Origin of the sequence: Cellulomonas algicola (genome assembly GCF_003851725.1) — a bacterium.
Classification (GTDB): Bacteria; Actinomycetota; Actinomycetes; order Actinomycetales; family Cellulomonadaceae; genus Cellulomonas; species Cellulomonas algicola.
This window is the reverse complement of sequence record NZ_BHYL01000059.1, coordinates 19,674-41,022: the sequence shown is the minus strand read 5'-3', so window position 1 is coordinate 41,022 and position 21,349 is coordinate 19,674. Positions and strand designations below refer to the sequence as shown.

The 21,349-nt window shown below is 68.4% G+C and carries 18 protein-coding genes; 10 read left to right on the top strand and 8 right to left on the bottom strand.

The genetic code is table 11. The annotated features are described in order from the left end of the window. Positions 1-5: 5 nt before the first annotated feature. Together CTKZ_RS04550 and CTKZ_RS04545 are read left to right on the top strand one after the other, a co-directional pair. Positions 6-968 (top strand): hypothetical protein, encoded by a 963-nt coding sequence (locus CTKZ_RS04550; protein WP_124341833.1) that lies wholly within the window; start codon positions 6-8, stop codon positions 966-968. A gap of 181 nt (positions 969-1,149) precedes the next feature. Next, positions 1,150-1,461 carry a histone-like nucleoid-structuring protein Lsr2 gene (locus tag CTKZ_RS04545; protein ID WP_124341832.1) on the top strand — a complete coding sequence of 104 codons (312 nt, stop codon included), beginning with the start codon at positions 1,150-1,152 and terminating at the stop codon, positions 1,459-1,461. A gap of 360 nt (positions 1,462-1,821) precedes the next feature. Here CTKZ_RS04545 and CTKZ_RS04540 read toward each other — a convergent pair whose 3' ends face one another. The 5 genes from CTKZ_RS04540 to CTKZ_RS04520 are packed head-to-tail and all read right to left on the bottom strand — an operon-like array spanning position 1,822 to position 4,426. Beyond that, entirely contained in the window at positions 1,822-2,025 is a 204-nt protein-coding gene (locus CTKZ_RS04540) for a hypothetical protein (RefSeq protein WP_124341831.1), read from the bottom strand. Positions 2,026-2,058: 33 nt separating this feature from the next. After that, a complete protein-coding gene (locus CTKZ_RS04535) occupies positions 2,059-2,595 on the bottom strand; it encodes a hypothetical protein (RefSeq protein WP_124341830.1) in 537 nt (178 codons plus the stop codon). Beyond that, positions 2,588-3,268 (bottom strand): hypothetical protein, encoded by a 681-nt coding sequence (locus CTKZ_RS04530; protein ID WP_124341829.1) that lies wholly within the window; start codon positions 3,266-3,268, stop codon positions 2,588-2,590. Before CTKZ_RS04530 ends, CTKZ_RS04535 begins: the two co-directional genes overlap by 8 nt. Continuing rightward, positions 3,268-3,714 carry a hypothetical protein gene (locus CTKZ_RS04525; RefSeq protein WP_124341828.1) on the bottom strand — a complete coding sequence of 149 codons (447 nt, stop codon included), beginning with the start codon at positions 3,712-3,714 and terminating at the stop codon, positions 3,268-3,270. Before CTKZ_RS04525 ends, CTKZ_RS04530 begins: the two co-directional genes overlap by 1 nt. Next, positions 3,704-4,426 (bottom strand): hypothetical protein, encoded by a 723-nt coding sequence (locus CTKZ_RS04520; protein WP_124341827.1) that lies wholly within the window; start codon positions 4,424-4,426, stop codon positions 3,704-3,706. The genes CTKZ_RS04525 and CTKZ_RS04520 overlap by 11 nt, the downstream gene beginning before the upstream one ends. A gap of 519 nt (positions 4,427-4,945) precedes the next feature. Between CTKZ_RS04520 and CTKZ_RS04515 the strand changes: the two genes are divergently transcribed. Further along, the gene (locus tag CTKZ_RS04515) at positions 4,946-5,194 is read left to right on the top strand and encodes a helix-turn-helix domain-containing protein (protein ID WP_124341826.1); all 249 of its coding nucleotides are present in this window, start codon (positions 4,946-4,948) and stop codon (positions 5,192-5,194) included. 623 nt (positions 5,195-5,817) lie between these two features. On the opposite strand, the gene CTKZ_RS04510 is transcribed toward CTKZ_RS04515, so the two are convergent. After that, positions 5,818-6,228 carry a hypothetical protein gene (locus CTKZ_RS04510; protein ID WP_124341825.1) on the bottom strand — a complete coding sequence of 137 codons (411 nt, stop codon included), beginning with the start codon at positions 6,226-6,228 and terminating at the stop codon, positions 5,818-5,820. A 1,138-nt stretch (positions 6,229-7,366) separates the two neighbouring features. Between CTKZ_RS04510 and CTKZ_RS04505 the strand changes: the two genes are divergently transcribed. The 3 genes from CTKZ_RS04505 (at position 7,367) to CTKZ_RS04495 (ending at position 10,121) form a co-directional block, all read left to right on the top strand. Further along, positions 7,367-8,566 (top strand): NucA/NucB deoxyribonuclease domain-containing protein, encoded by a 1,200-nt coding sequence (locus CTKZ_RS04505; RefSeq protein WP_124341824.1) that lies wholly within the window; start codon positions 7,367-7,369, stop codon positions 8,564-8,566. Between the two features lie 30 nt (positions 8,567-8,596). Then, positions 8,597-9,082 (top strand): hypothetical protein, encoded by a 486-nt coding sequence (locus CTKZ_RS04500; RefSeq protein WP_124341823.1) that lies wholly within the window; start codon positions 8,597-8,599, stop codon positions 9,080-9,082. 727 nt (positions 9,083-9,809) lie between these two features. After that, positions 9,810-10,121: a histone-like nucleoid-structuring protein Lsr2 gene (locus CTKZ_RS04495; protein WP_160142826.1), complete on the top strand. Its 312-nt coding sequence runs from the start codon at positions 9,810-9,812 to the stop codon at positions 10,119-10,121. A gap of 618 nt (positions 10,122-10,739) precedes the next feature. Here the strand turns inward: CTKZ_RS04495 and CTKZ_RS04490 are convergent. After that, the gene (locus CTKZ_RS04490) at positions 10,740-11,720 is read right to left on the bottom strand and encodes a hypothetical protein (protein WP_124341821.1); all 981 of its coding nucleotides are present in this window, start codon (positions 11,718-11,720) and stop codon (positions 10,740-10,742) included. A gap of 8 nt (positions 11,721-11,728) precedes the next feature. Further along, on the bottom strand, positions 11,729-12,274 hold the full coding sequence (locus CTKZ_RS04485) for a KwaA family protein (protein WP_124341820.1): 546 nt from the start codon (positions 12,272-12,274) through the stop codon (positions 11,729-11,731). A 627-nt stretch (positions 12,275-12,901) separates the two neighbouring features. On the opposite strand from CTKZ_RS04485, the gene CTKZ_RS04480 reads away from it, so the two are divergent. Genes CTKZ_RS04480 through CTKZ_RS04465 form a run of 4 tightly spaced genes read left to right on the top strand, consistent with a single transcriptional unit; the run spans position 12,902 to position 21,037 of the window. After that, positions 12,902-14,434, top strand: coding sequence for a DUF2397 family protein (locus CTKZ_RS04480; protein ID WP_124341819.1), 1,533 nt, complete (start codon positions 12,902-12,904; stop codon positions 14,432-14,434). After that, positions 14,431-15,627 (top strand): DUF2398 family protein, encoded by a 1,197-nt coding sequence (locus tag CTKZ_RS04475; RefSeq protein WP_124341818.1) that lies wholly within the window; start codon positions 14,431-14,433, stop codon positions 15,625-15,627. Before CTKZ_RS04480 ends, CTKZ_RS04475 begins: the two co-directional genes overlap by 4 nt. After that, complete coding sequence (locus CTKZ_RS04470; RefSeq protein ID WP_124341817.1) at positions 15,624-19,751, top strand: SbcC/MukB-like Walker B domain-containing protein; 4,128 nt, start codon at positions 15,624-15,626, stop codon at positions 19,749-19,751. Before CTKZ_RS04475 ends, CTKZ_RS04470 begins: the two co-directional genes overlap by 4 nt. Continuing rightward, entirely contained in the window at positions 19,748-21,037 is a 1,290-nt protein-coding gene (locus CTKZ_RS04465; RefSeq protein WP_124341816.1) for a DUF2399 domain-containing protein, read from the top strand. The genes CTKZ_RS04470 and CTKZ_RS04465 overlap by 4 nt, the downstream gene beginning before the upstream one ends. Positions 21,038-21,349 lie beyond the last annotated feature (312 nt).

The window sequence follows — 21,349 nt, the reverse complement described above, 5'->3', positions numbered from 1 at the left end:
CGCACGTGGGTGACGTGATCAAAGGGGTCCTTGGCGGCGGATGGGGCTTGGTCGTCGGGTGGATCCTGCCGGCGCTCCTCACAGTGGAGGTGGCTGCGTTCGTTCTCCTGCCTGCCGCGTCGCCCGAGGCCGCGCTCCGCTTCGGTACGTTGGCATGGAGCACCCAACAACTGCTGCTTGCCGCGGCCGCCGCCGTCATCGGACTGGTTCTCGCCGCCAACCAGGCTCCGCTGTACCGACTCCTCGAGGGGTACCTCCTGTGGCCCCGATGGCTCTTCGACAGCCGCGTCGAAGCACACCGGCGACGGTGGCGTCGCCTGAACGACAAGTTCGAGGGTGCGCCAGCCGCAGACCGAGGCGTGCGCACCGGCCTCGCGTACGAGCGTGCCGCGCGATACCCCGCGGCGCCGGCACAGTTCGCGCCCACGCAGCTCGGCAACGCGATCCGCCGATTCGAGATGTACGCGAACGACCGCTACCGGCTCGACTCACAGCTCTTGTGGCATCGCCTTCTCAGCGTCGCGCCCGAACGTTCCGTCACGGCGATGACCAACGCACGAGCCAACGTCGACTTCTTCGTCGCGGCGCTCTACGGTTCGGCCGCGCTCGCACTCGCCGCGGCCGCCACAACCCTCCGCGCGGGCCTGACCATCCCGTTGCTGCTCACCGTCGCCTGCTCCGCTGCGCTCGTCGTTGTCTGGTACCGATCCGCTGTACTTGCTACGGACGAGTGGGCGTCGACCGTGACCGCGCTGATCGACCTGTCGCGTGCGGACGTAGCCAAGGCGTACGGCCTGACCATCCCGTCGAATGTTGAGTCCGAACGAGAGATGTGGCGGGTCGTGAACACCTTCGTACGCCGGCCCTATGAGTACTCCGAGTCCAAAGCGGTACCGCACAAGGTGACTCGCCTGCGCTCGCTCGCGAGTCGCCCGATTGTCGCACCCACGAGAACTCGAAGGCACTGAGTTACTCGCCGGCGATCTCCGTAGCTGGGCGTCTGTCGCGCGCCACAGTTATCGCTGCCGCGTTCATCGCGCTCCGGGCAAGCGTCGCTGTCTTCACCGAGAGACCGACCCGCACCAGCGCGCCATAATGAGAGTCTTGTGCTTCACGGACTGTGACCTGTTCTTCCTGCATGCTTGTCGAATGGCACAGAAGCAGCTTGTGGTTACTACCGACGACCTAGACGGCAGCGAAGGCGCGCGAACTTACCGGTTCTCCTGGCAGTCGACGTCCTATGAGATCGACCTCTCGGACACCAACCGCGACGGGCTCCTCCGCGCGCTTGAGCCGTACATCAACGCAGCGCGGCGTACCAGCAGTCGAACGGCTCCCGTTGCGCGGCGCAGCCAGTCTGATGCAGCCGCGGTGCGCGCTTGGGCTGCGGCGAACGGCTTCGCGCTCAAGGGCCGAGGGCGTATTCCTGCCGAGGTGCAAGCTGCGTACGACAAGCGGTAGGAGCCTTCCGGGTGAAAAGGCGTCGCGCAACCGACGGGCGCAAGGCGGCGCTGTGCGCCGCAGGCGCCAGCTCGCCGCCGGCTCTCGAGGAGAGCCGAGGTGTTCGACGAGCCCAGGGTCTCGACCAGAGTCGTCAACTCCCAAGTCGGCACAACATGCCGCGAGCGGCCGGCGGTGCCAGACCGTCCGTCCAGCATGCAGATGCCAGCTGGGGCGGACCAAAGTGCCCCGTTCCCGGGCGAAGTCCTAAAGGACGGCGTTCCCTGCGTTGCGGCGGACGTTCTCAGCGGCGTCCAGCGCGGCACTCGCGCTGGAGAAGGACTCCGCTGGAGAAGCACTCCCGGAGCCTCCCTGTCGGCCTCAATGCTCACGAACGTCTTCGTGCTCCCGGCGAGGACCCGATACGCGCACACCGACCTGCAGGGCCGCGCCCAGCAGCTCGCGATCGATCGCCCCAGCCTGTACCGGTGCGGTGGTGCACATGATCCGGCTTTCGCGGCCCGGTCGATCGCCGTCGTCATCGTCTACGCGAAGATCGGCGCGACTGCCGTCGGCGTCCTTCACACGACGTCTTCTGACCGCGCTGCCGAGTCTCCCCTAGACATCGGCGTCGTCGAACGCGATCCCGCAGGCCGCGCAGTACCGGTCGCCGGACCGGTGAGGGTGCGGGCACGACGCGCGACGAAGGTGCTGGCGGATCACTCCGACGATGAAGTCCATCGCTCGGCCGTAGTCCGGCGGCGTTCCGATGTAGATGTCGTCGGCGTCGCCAGTTCGTACCGTGATAGCACGCGCGTCAGGGCGTCCCCACGGCTGCACGGTGGGCTCCTCGTCGGACGCGATGACGATCGTGTACTGGTCCCCGCGCTCACGCATGTAGAAGGCACGGTCGTCCACCGTGCCGGTGATCACCCAGGGCGCGGCGGGAATCAGCTGTCGGGCGTCGACGCCCAGCCGCCTCGCAGCGTCGGTGATCTCTGCCTTGCTGGCGGCCATCGCTGCCCGGATGTCGGCCAGCCGCTGGTCGGTCTCGAATGCGACCTCGTGAGCGCAACCCACGTCGTCCGGGATACCGCTAGCGCGTTCGGGCGAGGTTGGCCGCGTCGGCCGGGGCCGGCGGTGGTCGTCATTCATGACGCTCCCGGCCCAGCTTGTGTGCGCGAAGGTCCTCGGTCGAGGGCGGGCCACCCCTCAGGAGAGCGACGTGAGTCTCTGCGTCGAACACGCCGTCCTCGCCCCACGTCGCCCAGCGCACGTACTGCGCCCAGGCCAGTTCAGCGTTCATGTCGCGCCAAAGCGACCACGGCAACATCACCGCGACTGGCGTCCCGTCCTGGACGAGGACAGCTCGACGTCCCTGGCCGATCGCGGCGATCATGTCGTCGAACCGCTGCTGGGCAGTGGCCACGTCGACGAACTCCTCGGCGGGCACGTCTCCAGCCACACCTCCAGCCAGGTGGGACGCACGGCCGGTCGATCCCGGCACCGGGTAGGCGCGCCGCCTGACCTCGTTCAGCGCGCCGACCTCCGAGAGCAGGTCGAGGACGTGGCCGAGGCCGACTCGGATCGTGCGCAGACCTCGTTTCTCGCCGACCTCGACGCCGCTCACGAAGAACCGTGCGGGACCGTCGACCGTCACCTCGGGAAGGTCGCGTTTGGACCGAGGAACGGCATGTCGTGGCCCGAGCCCGACGCCGAGCGCGAACAGTGCTCGCGCCGTCGACGCCGCGATCGTTGCTGGTTCGTCCTCGCCCGGCAGGCGCAGCCACACCCTCGTCACGCCGGGAAGGATCAGTCGGGTCAGCATCACGATCCCCCGGACGGCTTTGACATGCTCGACCTGGCGTCGGGCGGAAGGACGTGGATCAACCGCACCGGCGTCGTTCCTCGGAACGTCACCAGTGCGTTCGGTCCGAGCGGTTCGAGCGCCATGAGCAGGTCGGCCCCGACCAGGACGCCCGCTGCGCGATGCCCGTCGCTGGTGAGGTGCTCGAGCGCGAGGACTTGCACGGGGTGGCCGTCACGGCGCAGATGCGCGAGCGGGAAGCCCTGCTCTGCATCTGCGGTGTCGAGCGCTCCGGTGAGGCGAGTGACCGTCACCGCCGAGTCGGCGTCAGTGCTGTTGATGAGGTGCACGGCACCGCTTGCCGTGACGACCGCCCAGACGCCAGCCCTGGTGAACGGATCGATCTCCAACAGGGACGCCAGGGCGTCCGCGGCGGACGTCGGTTCCTTATTGCGGTCACCGGTCATGTCCGCTCCCGACCTCGTCCGTGTCGGGCTGCGGCGCTGCGGGACCCGCGCCAGGCGGGGCCGCAGTCGGGTCCGGCGGTTGGGACGGTCGCTCGCCGGTGCGGACAGCGGACCAGTACGCCGCACGCAGCTGAGCGTCGCGTTCTCGCTGCAGGCAGTGCTCCTCCCATGCGAGGAGCACAAGCTGCGGGGCGCCGTGGCGGGTGAGCACGACGATGCCTTCACCGAGGGCGAGGTCGACGATCGCGTCGAAGTTGTCGCCGGCCCGCGACCTCTCGACGTACAGTCCGCCGTCGATAAGGCCAGCAGGCTCGGGCATCGGGTCCGTCGACGCGGGGTCGCGGCCGGACCTGTGAGGGCTGTGTGACGCGTCCGGCTCGGCCGTCGCGGTCTGCAACTGTTCGCCAGCGAAGGCGCCGATGCAGTGTTCAAGACCGTCGCGGACAGCACGTAGGCCTCGCTTGCGTCCGAGGTCGACGTGCCCCACCAGGAACTGCGCGTGTCCCTCGAGGGTGAGCCTCGGCTTGTTGGTGGTGCGCCGACGTCGATCACGCGCTGCCAGCTGAACCCCTAGGGCGAACAGGTTCTGCACGGTGTCGTGCTCGAGGGTGAGGGGTTCGGCCGCTGCGTCGTGCAGCGTGACGGCCGCTTCCGGCGACAGGAACGCACGTGCGGCGGGGCGCAGGTCGCGGCTGCCCTTCGGCGCGGTCACCGTGACCCCTGGCCGGGACTCGGTGAGAGGAGCACTGGTGGCGTCGCCTGACCGGTCGTGCGCCGGGGTGCGCGTCCCGCGCTGGCACGCCACCCGACCGAGACGCTGCCGGCGGTCGAGCGTGGCGGCCTCTCGGGGGCGGGACGTTGCAGCCCGCTACGCAGGCTGGCCGGCGTCGTGGCACCGCCTTCGCGTCGTCGACGTCGACCTGTGGGCACGAAACGCTGCCGGACGGGCTTGCGGGTGGTGATGGCCATGGCGGCCTCCGAACGTCGATGCGACTGATAGTCCGGCGACTGATCGTCAACACTCGATCGTACGCACATCTACCGCCCGCGCCACCACCGCTCTGCGCGAACGACGTCTCCCGCGACCGCGCCGCACGCCACAACGCGACGCCGCCCCGACCTCGCGCTAGACACAAACGTCTATACAACGTGTGACACTGGCGCAGTGACTTATCGTCCGTCGACTCATAGTCCGTCGACCCATGGACGGCCCGGACCTAGCGTCACCGGCGTGTCAGATCCGAACGAGCAAGCCGCGCAACGACGCGCATTCGGGGCACGACTGAGAGGCATCCGCAATGCGGCCGGCCTGAGCCAGGAACGGCTCGCTCACGCATCCGAACTCGACCGCACCTACATCGGCGCCGTCGAGAACGGCAGACGCAACCTCTCGCTGCACGCCATGTGGCAGCTCGCGCATGCACTTGAGACAACACCCGCTGAGTTCTTCGTCGAGCAGCCAACCACGAAGCACCCATAAACGCCGCTCCTCTTGGTGCCATACCAGCGCCGAAGGCGCCCGGCACGCGAGCACGTCAGCGCTGCCTCGGCGCGCCCCGCACCGCTCCGCCAGCGCCCCAACACAGCAGCGGCCCTGCTGACGGAAACCTGGGCATCAACCCACGCCTTCTTCATGACGTCGCGGCTGTATTCGTCGTCACGTTGGGCAACTCGTCCCGTCCCCCTCCCCGTCACGTCGAGTGGGACAGCAACGATCACGTCTTGCGTCTGGGAGTGGCTTTGGATGCCCATCAGGGCGAGCCTGGCACGGCGGATACTGCCCAGAGCACACCGCATTGCGACTCCCGAACGATGCGCCCGACGCAGCTTCCTTGCAGGTTGTAGTCGACGATCAGACCTTCGCTGTCCGGCCGCTCCCGAACGTGCCGTGACAAGGTACCCACCAACCAACAGCGCAGAGTAAGAATGAGGACGCGTCGGACGACGATGGCGGCACGGCCGCCGTCGCTATCGCGGCCGATGGTGGCATACCGTCGATGCCGCTCACCGCGCACGCGAAGGGCACACCTCCCCGCCGGGACGCGTCGGTCCAGATCGTCTCGCGCCGCCCCGTGTCGCAGGGTCGACGAGCCCGCCTACGCCTCACTGCTTGGGGTAGGAGACCGTTCCGGAGAGCTTGATGAACTTGCCGTTGTCCACCTTGCTGAACTTGAAGTGGAACTTACCTTCGGAGTTGATGGCGAACGTCGGGTAATAGGTCTTGCCAGCGGCGCACATGAAGGTGGCGCTTCCGTGGCCGAGGTCCCATGGCCAGCTGTCCTTGATCAATGACACGGCAAACTGATTGCCGTAACCCTCGGTGCACTTGACGTCCATCGCGATGACCTTGGCGTCGAAGTTCTTGTCGACGTTGAACCCCGCGGTCGACCACGATTCGCTGAAGCGCTTGGAGAACGTGAATGACGCTGGAGTCCACGCTTGGGCGGGGACAGCCGAGGCGAGGAAGAGGGCTGCTGCCGCAGCGACGACCGGAACGAGACGCTTGACCCGCATGGAAACTCCGCTGTGTCGATTTGCCTGGCCTGTGTGAACCTAGCAGCGCACGTCATGCGGCGTGCCCGAAATAACCGACAGACTTCGTTCGACCGCCAGCGCCCGGCCCGCCGTGTCCACAGCCCGACGAGGGCGATCGCGTGGTCAGCCGGTTCGGATTCCTGCTTCATGATGATTCGTTCGCGCCCCGCGGTACGCGGCAGTGTCGCGGCGTGCCGATGCGCGCGGTTGATCGTGGAGTCGAGCGGCACCGCCCAATCGATGTCTCCCGCGGCATCTGCTTGCACGAGCAGCGCAGTGAGGACGTTACGTTGGCTCTCCTACACGGTCTGCCACGGCCCGAACTCCACCGGCAGATCGCGCCCGGCAACCCCGGTGCGATAGCGCTACACGATGCCCTCGACAACCTGGCTATGGTCGCGGAACGGACGGCCCTGTCGGCCCAGCGCTGGACGGAACCAGGTGTGCGATCCGCTCCCATTGGGCGCGCGTGAGCAACGCGCGACGAGACACACCAAGCCAGGCTCGCACCACCTCGTCGCGGCCTCCAGGGACGCGGCCCTCGGCTGGGTGCTGGTGACGGAGCAACGCTCGGGGCTGTCCCTCTGCTCTGAAACCTCCGGAGGTGGCCAGCGCCAGGAGAGCATGCCTGCCAGGGCAAACTCCTCCTCGAACAGCCATCCCCGCCGGAGAGGTGCGCGTTCACGTCGTCCAGGTACACGATCACCCCCCGGACGTTCGCGCTAAACGACGCAAACGCTGGTCCCCCGGTGAGGCCCGCGCTTCGCCAGTATCTGCTCCCGGGTACGCCGGCCGCTCTTTTCCATGGCGGCCATCCCAGCCCGTCAGTCAGCCGCGGAGGCCCCGGCTTCGGCGGGTCGACGCCGCCCCGCCGGCACATTCCCCGTCGACCGCGACAGAGCGCAACCCACCTAATCGTTTCATTTGCCTGTGTACAGGGCACTTGCTGTGGGAATGTGCGTGCCCCACCCATCACCACGAAGGGACCCTTGTGAGGAATCGCCGAAACCGGGGGCTGGTCGCTGCACTGACGGCGGCCACGGCACTTCTACTCACCACCGCGGCCACCGCTCACGCCGCTGACGAAACCACCGGCGGGTCGGCGCTAACGAACCGGGTGCAGCCCCGACCGCTACAGTTGCTCGCTGACAGCAAGAAGACGCCGCGACCGCTGGAGCTCGAACTCGAGAGCCCGCCCTGCGACGCCGCGACAACCGACTGCCTAACGATCGAACCGGCCAGCCTCCAGGTCGTCGACCGCGAGCTCAAGGCCGCCCTCGCAGCAGCCGCCCAGTCCCCCGAGGTTCGAGCCGACACCAACGCCGGGATCAACGCGATTCAGCCGGTACCGCAGCGCTGTCAAGGCTCGGCTGACTCCTTCTGGGTCGACGTGTCCCGGACGGAAGCGTGCGCCAGGGCCGCCTACCGACTCAACGTGCGCCAGAAGATCAACGGAGTCGACACGATCGTGGGGACGATGAACTTCGTCGCGACGTTCTACGTCTACAGCTCGACGACCCTCGCGACCTGGGCGCACCAGGTTCAGATCACCCCGACGTCCTTGACCGGAGAGGCACCCGGCACGTCGTACTCCGCCGTGAGCGCGTGCAACATCGTTCCAGGGTGGCAGAGCGGCGCGTGCGGCATCGACGCCGCTACCACCATCCCGACCCAGCCGATGATCGTTGGACGCACGGTTGCCGCAGAGGCGTTCTACACCTTCCGCGGCTCGAACCTGTCGACGGGACGAGGCGCCTGGAGGCTGAGCTTCACGCACCCCACGGCGACCCCCGTGGCCACCAACCTGTACGCCTCGAACGTGCGGTGCGACACCCAGGCGACCACCACACCGGGGTGCGTCAACCCGTACTTCGACCCGACCATCACGTACTCGCGCGCTGCGGTCCCGCAGTTCGCCAGGCACGTCGAGGCCGCGCAAGCTTCCGGGCTTCCCGGCCTGAGCACACCGCTCCACCGGATCGTGGACGAGATCGACATCCGGAAGAACGGCGACAAGGCGTGCCCCGCGTCGCTGCCGAGGCCGAAGACGCCCTACGCCCACGAGTGCGACGAGTACCCGTTCCGTTCGACCTACGAGGGCGCGTACACCGGCGGTGGGTACACGATCTACCCCCGGACGCACTCCTGGTGCCAGGTCTCGCTGGCCGGCCAGACCACATCGCTAGGACCCATGGGGTACAGCATCTGCATGATCAAGGACACGGACAACTCCCGCGCCGGGGGACTGCTCGGCTCCTTCTACAGGTCCCAGCGAGTCCTGCACATGGACGCGTTCTACGTCCGGTTCGGCGCTTGACGACGGTGAGAAGGTCGTCCGATGGGTGACGTGAACATCTACGTCGACTTCCACCAGTTCACCGTGGTCGCCGACGACGCTTGGTCTGACGAGGTCCCGCTGCAACCGAGTCCTGGCCCTCTGGCACTGTTGTTCGAGCCGCGGACAACTCGCGCCGCCGTGCTCACCGGCATCGCCACCGGGCCCGTCAAGGTGACGGTCGCCGCGCTTACCTCACCGCCGATCGCAGTCGACGACACATGGGAGGACGTCGCAGAGGTCTCCCTCGAGGTCGCGAACAGCTTGGAGGTGTCCGGCTGGGGCGGGACCGAGGGGGCCGCCCTCGGGCGACTCAACGCCGCCGGACCGGGCAGCTACCGGGTGAGGGTCCACGCGAACGGCCGCGACCGCTCCTCAGATCTTGCCGTCGGGGAGCCTGTCGAGCAGTACCTGATCGTTGCGTGGCCGGCGCCGGCTGAACCACCGCGGTCGCTGCGGTCACGTAGCACGAAGGCGCTCGAGGAGCTGTCAGGCTGAGAGCGACCCCGTGACCGGGCCTTCACCCTGCTGGGCTCGGTCACGGGGTCGTGCGCGTCAGTCGTCGCAGCATCCCCGGAAGTCGGGCGTCCAGTCGACGACCCGTTCGCGGGCCGCAGCTACCGCACTGCACGCTGGCTTATGCGGGCCGTTGCGCCAGACGCCCAGCCCCACGGCTCGGCGTACCCGTCGGCACCCCAAACCGGCTCGACCAGTTGTCTCTATGCCAGCCACTCGGACGGCATCTCGTCCTTCAGCTGCACGGTCCCGCATTAGTGGCACCATCCGACCTCAAGGAGTTCCGCTGGGCCAGTCGTCGCATCGGTAATGCGCGCACGGCGTCGAGTGCGCCGTCCGCACGTTCGCGAGTTTCCTTAGCGCGTTCGATGGCGGCGCGCACGTCGGCCACCGTCGACGGTGCACCGCGCCGCGGTCTCTCGGCTCGTCTGGCGGCGTCGGCCGCACCCTCGGTGCGCCGGCTGCGCGAGCCTCAGGTGGCTGACTTTCGGGCTCGTCGGTCACACAGGAGTCCCAGACCTCCCGCCGCTCTGCGGACCACGGGCGCGCGGCCGTTGGAGGGCGGAGCACGCGGCGGGTCGACAGGCGACGGGCGTCGCACGGACAACGCCCGCGGTGCATTTGCGCGCTGAATCGACCGGTCGGCCTCATGCGAGGAAGTGGGACCTGCGACGCAGACGAACGCCGCTGTTTCCTGCATGCTTGTTCAATGGCGCAGAAGCAGATCGTGATTGTCGCCGACGACCTAGATGGCAGCGAAGGTGCGCAGACCTATCGGTTCGCCTGGCAGTCGACGTCGTACGAGATCGACCTCAGCGACGCGAACCGCGACGAGTTCTTGCGTGCGCTCGAGCCCTACATCACCGCAGCGCGTCGCACTGGTCGGCGTTTGTCGTCGCCTTCGCGCCGCAGTCAGGCTGACACAGCCGCCGTCCAGGCGTGGGCGTCGAAGAACGGCTTTGAGTTGAAGACCCGTGGACATATCCCCCCTGAGGTGCTGGCCGCATACGACAAGCGGTGATGGTTCACCGCCTGATTCACCGATCACAGGCTGCCGGTGGGCAGGTCGGCCGAGTAGGTCTGGATCCGCCGCGGGCACGACCGACGCGAATACCGGTCCTCGGACGACGCGACCGTAGAAATGGCTGCGACTGCACCAAGTCGCCACGGCGGGCCGCTCACTTCAGGCGATTACGTCCCAACCGTGCGAGGAGGTCAGCAAGGCGGCCATGCCGCGCCCGGACGGCCCCTTTCACCCCGTGTGCTGCTCGCAACCTTCGGATCGTGCGCCGCGACCAGCGCGACGCCGACCTCTTCCTGAGAACCACGAGAACGGCATGCCGAGCGCTAACCGGGACGGAGTGGTCTTGCTGGTCGTGAGTCAGTCGCCCTCACCTCACGCGACGACGCGGCATGTCGTTTTCACGGCCCCTGCCGTGCGGTGCAGTGACTCGCTGGCCGATCCAGAAGCGGTGACGACTCAACGGACCGTACCGTCTCGCCGCTATTGGGCGCCAAGGACACTGTCACTTTGGAGCACATTCGGTGACGACCACACAGGCCGCCAACGCCGATTGGCGTGGCCCGGTACACGCGGACCTAGGCATCTTGCCGGTTCAGCGTTCGTTTCGCCGGCTCCTTACGCCTCCTCGCGAGGCGAAGAGCGGACCGTCCGGCGACGGAAGCGGTCAGCGCGAACCGCGTCTCCGGTGAAGTCCTGTTCGAAGTAGCGTCCTTCGAGTAGGTCCACGAACACCTCTACCGACTCCACATTGAGGACCACGTTGCCGTCTGCGTCGAACTGCACGACTTCCGCGAGGTCGTGCCTTCGTAGGATCTCTTGGACGGATGCGGGCGTGATTTGCAGTTGCGATGCACGGGAATGGAGGTTCTTAAGCCGCTTTACCAGTGATGTCTTGCGTCCGCTGACCTCCCTGAGCGCCTCGATGGACCCCGCGGAGAGTACGACTTTGCCCTGCAGCGCACCGACAAGATCGTCGACATACCGTTGGACGTTCTCTTCCGAGAAGTTAACGTCGGGAGCGAGCATCTCGAACGAGAACGAACGCAACACCGCCAACGCACGCTGGGTGACGACGAGATCAACCGTGTCTTCCAGCACGATGTCGGGCCGCGCGACTCGCTTCAGCGAGCCGCTGAACTTGAAGAACTTGTGCGCCCCCTGCAACGTGCGGCGCGGGTTGCTCTTGCGCACGAACGCGACCAGGTTCTCCCCACTGGCGTATGCAATGCCGTAGAACTGGAAGTCATGCGTGCGCAGCTCCTCGGCGGTGATCTCCTGCACGGCGTCAAGGTTTCGGCACAGCCCCGCAAGATCGCTTCCACGCCCGTCGGAGTCGGGCACGTCGGCGGCGAGCGGCAGATAGATGTACTCCTCACCAAGCTCGGGGTGCACGTAGGGCGAGTACGGAAGTCCTCTCATCGTCCGTAGTTGACTGATCGCAGCCGCGCCGATCTCGTGCAGCGCTTCGAACGTGTCCTCGTGGAGGCTCACGCGACGAGCTTCAAGGCGCTTGTTCGACCTGCGCCATCCGATGAACATCGTCGGGTCGCCCGCAAGTTCGACGCCCGTCCAGTCCGGCGCTGCATCACCGTTCATTCGCCCGCTCACTCCTCGAGCCGAAACCCACCTGCCATCTTCCGAACTCGCACGTTACCAGGCGGCGGGATCTCCTTCGCGAGGAGCGTGACACGGCGAGTATGTCCGCCCCATTCGCCAGCGAGAATGTCAGCCTGGATAACCTTCCAGCCGAGCAGGTACATCGTTGGGTTGATCAGCCCGAAGTTTGACCGGACGAAGATGATGAACAGCACGATAAAGAAGACGGCGTGCGCGGCCCACGCATTCCACTCGTCGAGGCTGACGGAGACGAACGGCAGCAGGTAGGTCACGAGGTACGCGGCAGCGTTCGCTCCCTCATCCGTGACGTTTTCGATTCGGACTGGGAGGACTCCGAGGCGCGCGGGGGCGAGCGTCAGGTTGAACGCATCACCCAGTCCAATCACGCTCAGTGCGAGTACGCCGCTGGTTGGCAGGTAACCCGTCCAGTCGTTGACGCCGGTCGGCCAATGCTGCAGCGCGATGATCCACAGCAGCGGTACGTAAGAAATGAGAAAGAGTCTTGCACGCAGCACTTCGTCACCGCCCTCCATCGATCAGTGTCGACGCCATTCTATCGCCAGACTCTGACAGTGGGCCGCAACGAGGTGGTAGTTGCCATTCCTCCGCGCCCGCCAAAATAACTCGCGTTGCAAGAGGACCCTCCGGCACGACGTGCTGTCTCCAGGCGTCACAATGGCCATTCGATCCGCGATGCTGTGCTGCTATGGCGCCGGTCGGAGTCACCACACGAGCGGGAGCCCATCTCACCGCCCCCCCGCCGCCATTCGGCCGAGCGCAAGACACCGGCACGCGTGGCTGTGGGAGCCACACCTAGAGCACGAACCCCGCACGGAAGACCGGCCGGTCGGTGTCGAACGGGGTGCGTCCTCTCGGGACTCCTCTATCGCCACCATCTACGACAGCAGCAGACCGAACGGCAGTCGACCTGTGAACGTCGCGGTCGTCGCTCAACGCGGCCAACGCGTTGCTGACTCCATCCGGCGCTCACCTCACGGCGGTCGTTCGGTCGCTGCGAGGGGCCGAGATCATGAGGACGGTCAGCGCATTCCTCATCCTGACCTGGCGAGCCAGTAACGGTGCTGGCCCTGCATGCCGATGTAGTTGTCGGGGGCTGCGAGTACCTTCCAGACAACTGATCGACAATCCCGTGAGGACCCGTGACCAGCGAGGCGGCCGCTTCGAGCGAGAGCGTCATCATCGCCGTGGACGACGGCCGCTCGGTCGTCGCGTATTGGCTCAGCGAGCACGCCGATGAGTACGCCGCCATTCTCGATGTCCTTGAGGCGGCCGTTGACGACCTGCGGCCAACCCAGATCGTCGCCCGGCTGCGCACGCAGGAGATCACCCTCGACGACGACGCCGTTGTGCGACGCCTGGAAAGCCTCCAGCGGTGGCGGGCGGTGACCGGCCGGCCGGACCCGTCCGATGCCCGCGCCGCCGCCCAACTTCTCGCTCGCAACTTCCGCTACGCCATCACGGGGCCTGGGCGGCGTGTCCATCGCTTGTACGCCGACATGCGAACCCAGCAGGTGCTGCGCGAGATCCCGATCACCAACCTGAACACGCTGGTTACCGCTCTCGAGGTGCTCGCCACGATGAGCCGCGACGGGCAACTCCGGGACATCCCCGCCGTCGCCAGTCACGTGCGTGCTGCGTTCGACGCGCTGGAGAACCTCGACTCCGGCGTCGTCGCGGCTGAAGACGCGATCGTTGCGATGGCCGAACGGTACGACCTTGACACCCAGACCACCGACGAGCTCAAGGGGCTGCTCGTCGAGTACGCGACCCGCGCCGCCATGCACCTGGAACGAGGCGTCGCCCGGGCGCGCGCCGCTCTCGACGAGCTCCGACCCCGCTTCGACCAGCTCGCCGACGCGTCCGTCACCGCCTCACCCGACGCCGACAAGATCCGCGCCGGCGCCATCCGGGCCGCGCGTGGCGGTGCCGCCAGCGAGTGGCACGACCTGGACGCGTGGTGCGACCAGACCGACGGCCGCGTCGCACGGTTCGTGAAGCGTCTCGTGCGAGCCATTCCCACGCTGCATGCCAACGTCCGACGGCTGACGAGCTCCAGCGAGCAGGGGACCACCCGTGCACGAGCGCTCGCCCTCGCGCGCGCATGCCACGCGCACCCGGCGCTTGCCGAGCAGCTGGCAGCGGCCACGCTCGGCGACCACCCGTGGCGCAAGCTCTACGGCGCCCCTGACGAGGACGACACCATCGACCGTGTCCCGTCCTGGCGCACCGGGCCGCAGATCGCCGTCCCGGAGAACTTGCGGCGCACTGCCCGCACGGGGAGCCGAGGCCGTGCCGCCGCACCACGCGATGCCGCAGACGCCCGCGCCGAGATCGCCGCCCGGCAGGAGCTGCGACGCTTGGAGCACCTGCGTGCGCTTCGCGAGATCCTCAGTGCCCGTCCCGGGCAGGAGCTCACCCACACAGCCGCCCATCTCGCCCACGCCGCCGTGCTTGCAGCGATCCGCGGGCGTGTGTCGACCAGCACGCGCTCGCGCACCGGTACCAGCGATGGGCTGGCCTGCACGATTGCTGCTGCCGGCACCGACGCGGTCATCTGCGGGCCGGGATGGCGGGCCATCTTGCCGAACCACACCGTGACCTTCCACCTGCCGGGTCGCGCTCCGCGAACCACCCGAGGCAACGAGCTGGCGTCAGCTGAGAGGACGTCATGACCGAGCGCCTCGACGTGTACAACCCGAATGCCTCGATGGAGATCGCCGCCGTCCTGCGCCGGCTGATGCTGAACCCGTGGCTCGTCGCCGGACGCGATGACGAGCAGATCGCCACGATCCGCCGCCACGAGAAGGTCATCAAGGACACGTTCAGCAGGCTCGGCTGGCAGATCACCATCGCGCGCGACTTCGTGCGCCTGCGCAAGACCGCCCCGCCCGCGCATCTGTCGTCCTCGGGACTGAGGGCCGCCGCCCACACGTGGATGTTCCTCATCGCGGCCGGCGCCGAACGGCTACGCCCCCTGGAGCGGCTCGGTGCCATCGCCGTCGCCGCCCACGAAGCAGCCGCCACCGCAGGTGTCCCCGTAACCGGCGACATCACCGAACGGCGCGCGCTGCTGGCCGGTCTGCGTGAGCTGTACGACCGCGGCGTCCTGGAGGAGAAGGACGGCAACAGCGACGACTACGCGGCCAGCGACGACCCTGAGGTTCTCGTGGCCATCCACCACCAGCGCCTGCTGCACCTCATCGCCAACTTCAGCCTCACGGACCCGCTCGACGACCCGCACACCTTCCTCAGCGACCTGCGACGTGAGAACGACGACATGCGCCGGATGCGACGTCGCGTTCTCGACGAGGCCGTCATCCACACCATCGAGCTCGACCCTGACGAGGCGGACTGGCTCCGCCGGCGCGCCGGTGACCGTGACTCGCGAGCGCTCGCCGCCGCGTTCGCCCTGTACCGGGAACGGCGCGAAGAGGGCCTCGCGTGGGTCGTGCCTGCCGAGTCCTTCCGGTACCCCCGCGAGCTTGGACCTCAGGTCCTTCCGGGTGTCGGGACGGTCGCGCAGGCTGCGCTCGACCTGTGCGACCTCGTCGCAGCTGGAGGTGACGCCGTCGAGGGGTGGACCGGGTGGCGGCAGGTCACCTACGCGCAGGTCACCGAGATTCTCGCCGAGCTCGCCGCCACCAACCCCGCGTGGGCGGCCGAGGACGCCGCCAACCCCCACCTGCTCGCCAGCAAGATCAAGGCGCTGCTGGTCCCGCTCAACCTGCTGCACGTCGACGGCACGTGGAAGTTCTCCCCCGCGACCGGCCGCTGGAAGTCACGACCGGCGCCGCCGCGCGCCCGCACCGAACGGGCACCCATCGACCGGACAGCATCTGACCAGCCTCAGGAGACGCTGCTGTGAGCCTCGAGATCGACCCGGATCTCTTCGAGAAGTACGTCACGCTGCCGTCCGGAGACCCGGAGCGGTTCGACCGGCGCTGGCATCTGACCGGCGCTGGCGTCGACAACGTGTGGGACTTCGGCCCGATGACCCTCAGCGCACCGTCCGGCCGCATCCTGCTGCGCGGCCCCAACGGCACCGGCAAGACGACGTTGCTCGAGGCGCTGATGACCTACCTGTACGACCTGGACGCCAACCAGCTGCGCGCCGGCCGCAACCGCACCACGACCCTCAGCCTCCTGATGGGCGGAACGCGCGCCGACCGCAAGGGCAAGAAGCAGTACGGATACGCGTGGCTGACGTTCACCTCGCCCGGCGCAGAACAGACGCTGAGTTTCGGTGTCCGCATGCAGTACTCCGAGAAGAGCTCGCCGGCCGTCGTCGTGTACCCGTTCGTGGTGCCCGGCGTGCCCGGCCGCGGGCACGACCTGGAGCTCACGACCAGCGCCGGTGAGGCGCTCGGGCTGGACACGTTTCGCGAGGCCGTGCAGCGGCTCGGCGGCACAGTCTGGGACCGCAACGAGCACGACAGCTACGTCGCGCACCTCGGCAACACCGTGCTTGACGGCGCGTCCGTCGAGCAGGTCAAGGCGATGACTGCCCGGCTGCGCATCGTGCGCAACCCGGCGCTGCTGGCGAACACGAACCACCGTGAGGCTGCGGACGCGTTGCGGGCTGCCCTGCCCACCGTGGCCTCCCAGGTCATTGCGGACACCGCCAGCGCCTTGGACGCATCGAAGGCGACCCGGGAGGCGTACGAGCTGGAGCAGCGCAACGCTGACGACCTGGTGCGGTTCTCCGACACGTGGGCGAACCGGATGTCGACCGTCGCTGCGGAACGTGCCCGCCTGGCGCGAACCGCTGTGAGCGACCTGAAGCGGGCCACGCGCTCCCTGGCCGAAGCCAAGACCAAGGACAAGAGCGCCCGGGACGCCGTCGAGGCAGCTCAGCGCGAGATCACGAACCTTGAGGAGCACATCGCAGAGGACGAGGCGCGCCACAGCGTCCTCATCGCGTCCGAGGCGTACAAGGACAGCGAGCGGATCGCCGGTCTGGCGATCCAGGCGGACTCAGCGCGGCGCCTCGCCGGCGCCGCACTGACCGCCGCGCGTAGCGCCATCTCGACGGTCAACAAGCAAGCCGCCCGGCTGATCCGGCAGTCCAACAGCGCCGCCGCAGAGCTCACGCACGCCGTGGCGTCAGCACAGAACGCCGACCCGCACGCTGCCGGCGCCAACGTGACGGTCGGTCTGACAACGGCGCCCATCGGTGACGTCGGCGACGCCACGCTCGACCACATCTCGGACGTCATTCTCGACGCCGACCCGAAGACGCTGAGGGAGGCAGCTGACGACTGGGCCAGGCGCGCGAACCAGGCCGAGGTCGACGCCGAACGTGCCAGCCTCGCGCTGACCGACTTCGAGGATGTCGAGACCGCCGATGCCACGGCAGGCGCAGCCGAGCGCGACGCCGCACAACTGGCCGCTCAGGCCGACGATGCCGCACGTCACCTGTCGCAGGCCGTCAAGGACACACAGGCGGCCCAGACGGCCCTGGCGGCCAACCTGCGCGAATGGGCGCAGGACAACGTCGACCTGATCGCCCCCCACGCGGAACAGGCCGGCTGGGGCACGCAGGACGTCGACGAGCTGACCTCGATGGAGCCCAGCGCCGCTCACCAGCAGGTCGCCGCCTGGCTGACGTACTCCCAGACGCGGGCGGCGACCCTCGCCGCCGGGCTGCGCGCGCGAGCGAGCGGCGAGGACGACGCCCGGCAGCGTGCCCTGGACGACGCCGACGAACGCGACCGTCAGGCGCAGGAGTTCGAGGACGGCAAGCTCACCGACCTGCCGCGCCCGGCGTGGGCCGATGCGCGACCCCAGGACGAACTCCTCGGGGCGGCACTGACGTGGGCGCCCGACATCATCATGAGCAGCGACGAGCGCGACGCGGTCGAATGGGCTCTCGGGTCGGCCGGCGTCCTAGGCGCGCACCTCATCCCGGACGGTGCGCAGGCCGGGTCGTGGACGGTCCGCACCGACCAGCCACCGGTCCACCCGAACCTCGCCGCGGTGCTCGGCGTCGACCCGAACCATCCACAGGCGGCCACCGCTGCAGCTGTCCTGGAGAGGATCGGGTTCGACGACCTCGACACGGCTGGCCTGGTCATTACCCGCGACGGCCACTTCCGCAGCGGGCCCATGGTGGCGGCCGCGCCGAGCCCCGTCCCGACCGCGCAGTTCGTGGGTGCGCACGCACGCCGCACCGCAGCGCTCGCACGCGCCGCGGAGCTTCGAGCAGAAGCTCTCCACCTGCGTGCGCAGGCCGCCACGCATGCCTCCAACGCGCGTGACCTCACCGGCAAGGCCCGCCAGGTGGAGCGCCGGATCGAGCAGGCTCCCACGCTCACGGCCCTCGTCGCCGCTGAAGCTCGCAGGGCCGCCTCGGCGAGTGCGCACTCGGCCCTCTCGGCCCGGGCGCACAGCCGCAGTCTTGAAGCTGAGCAGTTGCGAGAAGCCGCCACCGGTGCGCTTCGCCTATGGGTCGGCCGCACCGAGGCCGCCGGCCTGCCCGCGTCGAAACCTGCGTTGGTCGCGCTGCGGGTCAGCGGAGAGTCAACCGCCCGGGCACTGCGGGCCGCCGGCCAGCCGATCCCTCGACTACTGGACACGTTCACCGATCTGCTCACCGAAGCCGCCGACGCACAGGAGCGCCGACGTGAGGCCGTCGAGCTGATCGACGAGGCCCGCACCACCCACGGTGAAGCGCACACCTGCGCCATCAGGCACGAGCAGGCACGCAGCCAGATCGGCATCGCGGCCGACGCCGCACGTCAGGAGGTGCAGCGGCTCGAGCAGGAGCTGCGGTCACTGGCGACCAAGCTGACCGGGGCACGCACGACCAAGGCGGAAAGAGATGTTCAGGCCGGAAGTGCGACCGCGCTGCTCGCGGCCGCCGAGGCGAAGGTCACCGAGGCGGAACCGGCCGTCCAGAAGACCATGGCAGACGTGCGCGCCGCCCTCGCCGTCGCCGGCGTCGCCCGGGCGGTCCTACCCACGACGAGGGCCGGGACAGACGTGGACGACGACACGTTGCTGGCGGCCCTGGAGACAGCGACCCAGGACCGCCCCCAGACCAGCGGGGTCGTGCTGCGCAACGCTCGCGACGTCGCACGGGCTGCGCTCCAGGGCACATGGCAGATCGACAACAGCGAGGACCACGGAGTCGAGACGTATGTGGTCACGTTCGACAGCCACCCGTACACCCCACACCAGGCGGCGACGCTCGCCATGCAGCGGCGCGAGCGCGCCCAGCGGGCCGTCAACGAACAGGAGCGTGAGGCGCTCGAGACGTTCGTCCTCGGCACGCTGCCCAAGGCGATCTCCGTCGCGTGGACCACAATGCGCGACTGGGTCAACGACGTGAACAAGATGATGGCGCGCACCACGGCGTCATCCGGCGTCGGCGTCCAGATCCGGGTCGACATCAAGGACCACGACGTGCTCGGCGACGCGGTCTGGACGGTGTACCAGCTTGCGTGCCGCAAGTCCGTTCACGAGCGCACCGACCAAGAGTCCGAGACCCTGCGGGACGCTCTCGACCAGCTGATCCGCTCGAACGACGGCGCCACCCTCGAGGAGCAGGTCCTGAACGCGGTCGACGTCCGCAGCTGGGTCTCCGTGCACTACGTGATCACGCGCAACAACCAGGAGCCGACCCGGTGGAGCAACCGCATCGGTGTGTCGACCGGTGAGGCGCGACTCATCACGCTGGCCCCGATGGTCGCCGCGGCTGCCGCGGCGTACGACAAGCTCGGCCCAGCGGCGGCGCGCGTTCTCGTGCTCGACGAGGTCCCCGCCGAGGTCGACCCGCACGGCCGAGGTGGGCTGGCGCGCTACATCGCCGAACTCGACCTCGACCTGGTGTGCACGAGCTTCGGGTGGGACGGCGCGCCCGGTGCCACCGACGGAGTCGACGCGTGGGACTTGGAGCGTGCCAGCGACGGGACCGTCATCGAGACGCGCAGCGTCCTGCGTGGCACCGAACTGCTCAACGGGGACCCAGACTCCTGGATGCTCTCGTGACCTGTCGTGTCTGCCAGCAGGACTGCGCCGCGCTGGACGTCACACGCTTCGTCGATGACGACCTGCTCTGGCTGTGGGCCGCCGTAGCAGACGCGGGCGACAGGCGCGGCGACATCCACATGGTCGAAGGGTTCATCACCGTCACGGCGCCCGCGTCGGCGGAGGAACGAAGCGCCGGCCAGTCACTCACAGGGAACACGCCGCTGAAGGCGCACGCACGGCGACGCGTCGACCTCGCGCACCTGACTCGCAAGCTGAGCACGACGGCGCCGGGGATTACGCCGGGCATGGTCGCAGCGCACGCGACCCGTCGAACGTTGGGCGCTCGCGTACGAGCGCGCGCCCAACGTGACGTCACGCGAAGCCAGATGCGCCAGGCCGTGGTCGACGGTGTCGCATCACTACCACCGCACGTCGCCTGTCACCTCGACGCCGAAGGCGTATGGGAGCACCTGCGCCGCAACAAGTGGGCGGGCAGCCTCGAGAGGCTTCCCGACTGGCGCGCGCTCATGGGTTCCGTGTTCGCGATCCTCGCCGAGCTCCCATCGGGGAACGTCCGCCGCGACCGGCGCTTCATCTCGGCGGCCCTCGGCTCACCGCACGCCCTGGACGAAGGGATGCGTACCGCCAGCCTCGCGCAAGCGGTTCTCGTCGGAGGCGGCTGGGTCCCGGCAGGTTTGGCGTACCGCGACGCCTGGGAGTACGTCGGCGTGCACAGCGACGACGTCATCGGCGGCGTCAGCTGTCTGGGCGTCCTCCCCGCCGGCTGGTCGATTCCCGCAGGTTCCCTCGTCACCATCCCGCCCCGAGAGCTCGTCCGAGCGCCTTCTTGGGGCGGACCGCGCGCAGCTGGACAGCTGGTCTTCGTGACTGAGAACCCGTCAATCCTGACCGCCGCCGCGGACCGCTATGTCGAGGGCGACTCGCCGGTCATCTGCATCAACGGAACCCCGTCGTCCCGCGAGCTCGGAGCGCTCGCCCTCTTGCCGGTCGCGGGATGGCGCGTCGCCGTCCGAGCGGACTTCGACCAGGCAGGCCTGCGGCACGTGCGCGACATGCTTGCGGCAATAGCTGGCGCCGTCCCCTGGCGCATGGGTGCGGACGACTACATGCGCTCGCTGACGCTGGCGGGAGCCGACCCGCTTGCCGCACTCAACCGCGTCGTCGGTGAGACCCCGTGGGATCCAGCCCTCGCCGTAGAGATGCGCAACCGCAGACAGGCCGCCTACGAGGAGGTGCTCGTCGATGACCTAATGGCCGACATCTCGGCCGGCCGCGTGCACTGACCTACCAAGCGCTCGCCGAGCCCACGGACTGCGCCCCCGCAAGCGGGCACCAACGCCACGACCACTCAGCCCACGACACGGTTACGACCAACGCCACTCGTCGCGCGCCTGTTCCTGGGCAGGCAGATGCTCCACCGAACGTTGGTCAGCCATTGGTCGACGATGCCACGGGCCTCCTTCACAGCGCGGAGGAGCGTCCTCGCCGCACCCCAGTTTCACCCGGTTTGAGGCCTTCCGCGCCCACGTCCTGGTTCCTTACGGTCGGGACAACGCCCCGCACAGGGCGGGTGCGCTCGGCAAGGAGGCCGAAGC

Coding starts and splice junctions, on each gene's coding strand:
- CTKZ_RS04545 (WP_124341832.1), top strand. CDS start 1,150: ATGGCACAGAAGCAGCTTGTGGTTACTACCGACGACCTAGACGGCAGC.
- CTKZ_RS04535 (WP_124341830.1), bottom strand. CDS start 2,595: ATGAATGACGACCACCGCCGGCCCCGGCCGACGCGGCCAACCTCGCCC.
- CTKZ_RS04530 (WP_124341829.1), bottom strand. CDS start 3,268: ATGCTGACCCGACTGATCCTTCCCGGCGTGACGAGGGTGTGGCTGCGC.
- CTKZ_RS04525 (WP_124341828.1), bottom strand. CDS start 3,714: ATGACCGGTGACCGCAATAAGGAACCGACGTCCGCCGCGGACGCCCTG.
- CTKZ_RS04510 (WP_124341825.1), bottom strand. CDS start 6,228: ATGCGGGTCAAGCGTCTCGTTCCGGTCGTCGCTGCGGCAGCAGCCCTC.
- CTKZ_RS04495 (WP_160142826.1), top strand. CDS start 9,810: ATGGCGCAGAAGCAGATCGTGATTGTCGCCGACGACCTAGATGGCAGC.
- CTKZ_RS04490 (WP_124341821.1), bottom strand. CDS start 11,720: ATGAACGGTGATGCAGCGCCGGACTGGACGGGCGTCGAACTTGCGGGC.
- CTKZ_RS04485 (WP_124341820.1), bottom strand. CDS start 12,274: ATGGAGGGCGGTGACGAAGTGCTGCGTGCAAGACTCTTTCTCATTTCT.
- CTKZ_RS04475 (WP_124341818.1), top strand. CDS start 14,431: ATGACCGAGCGCCTCGACGTGTACAACCCGAATGCCTCGATGGAGATC.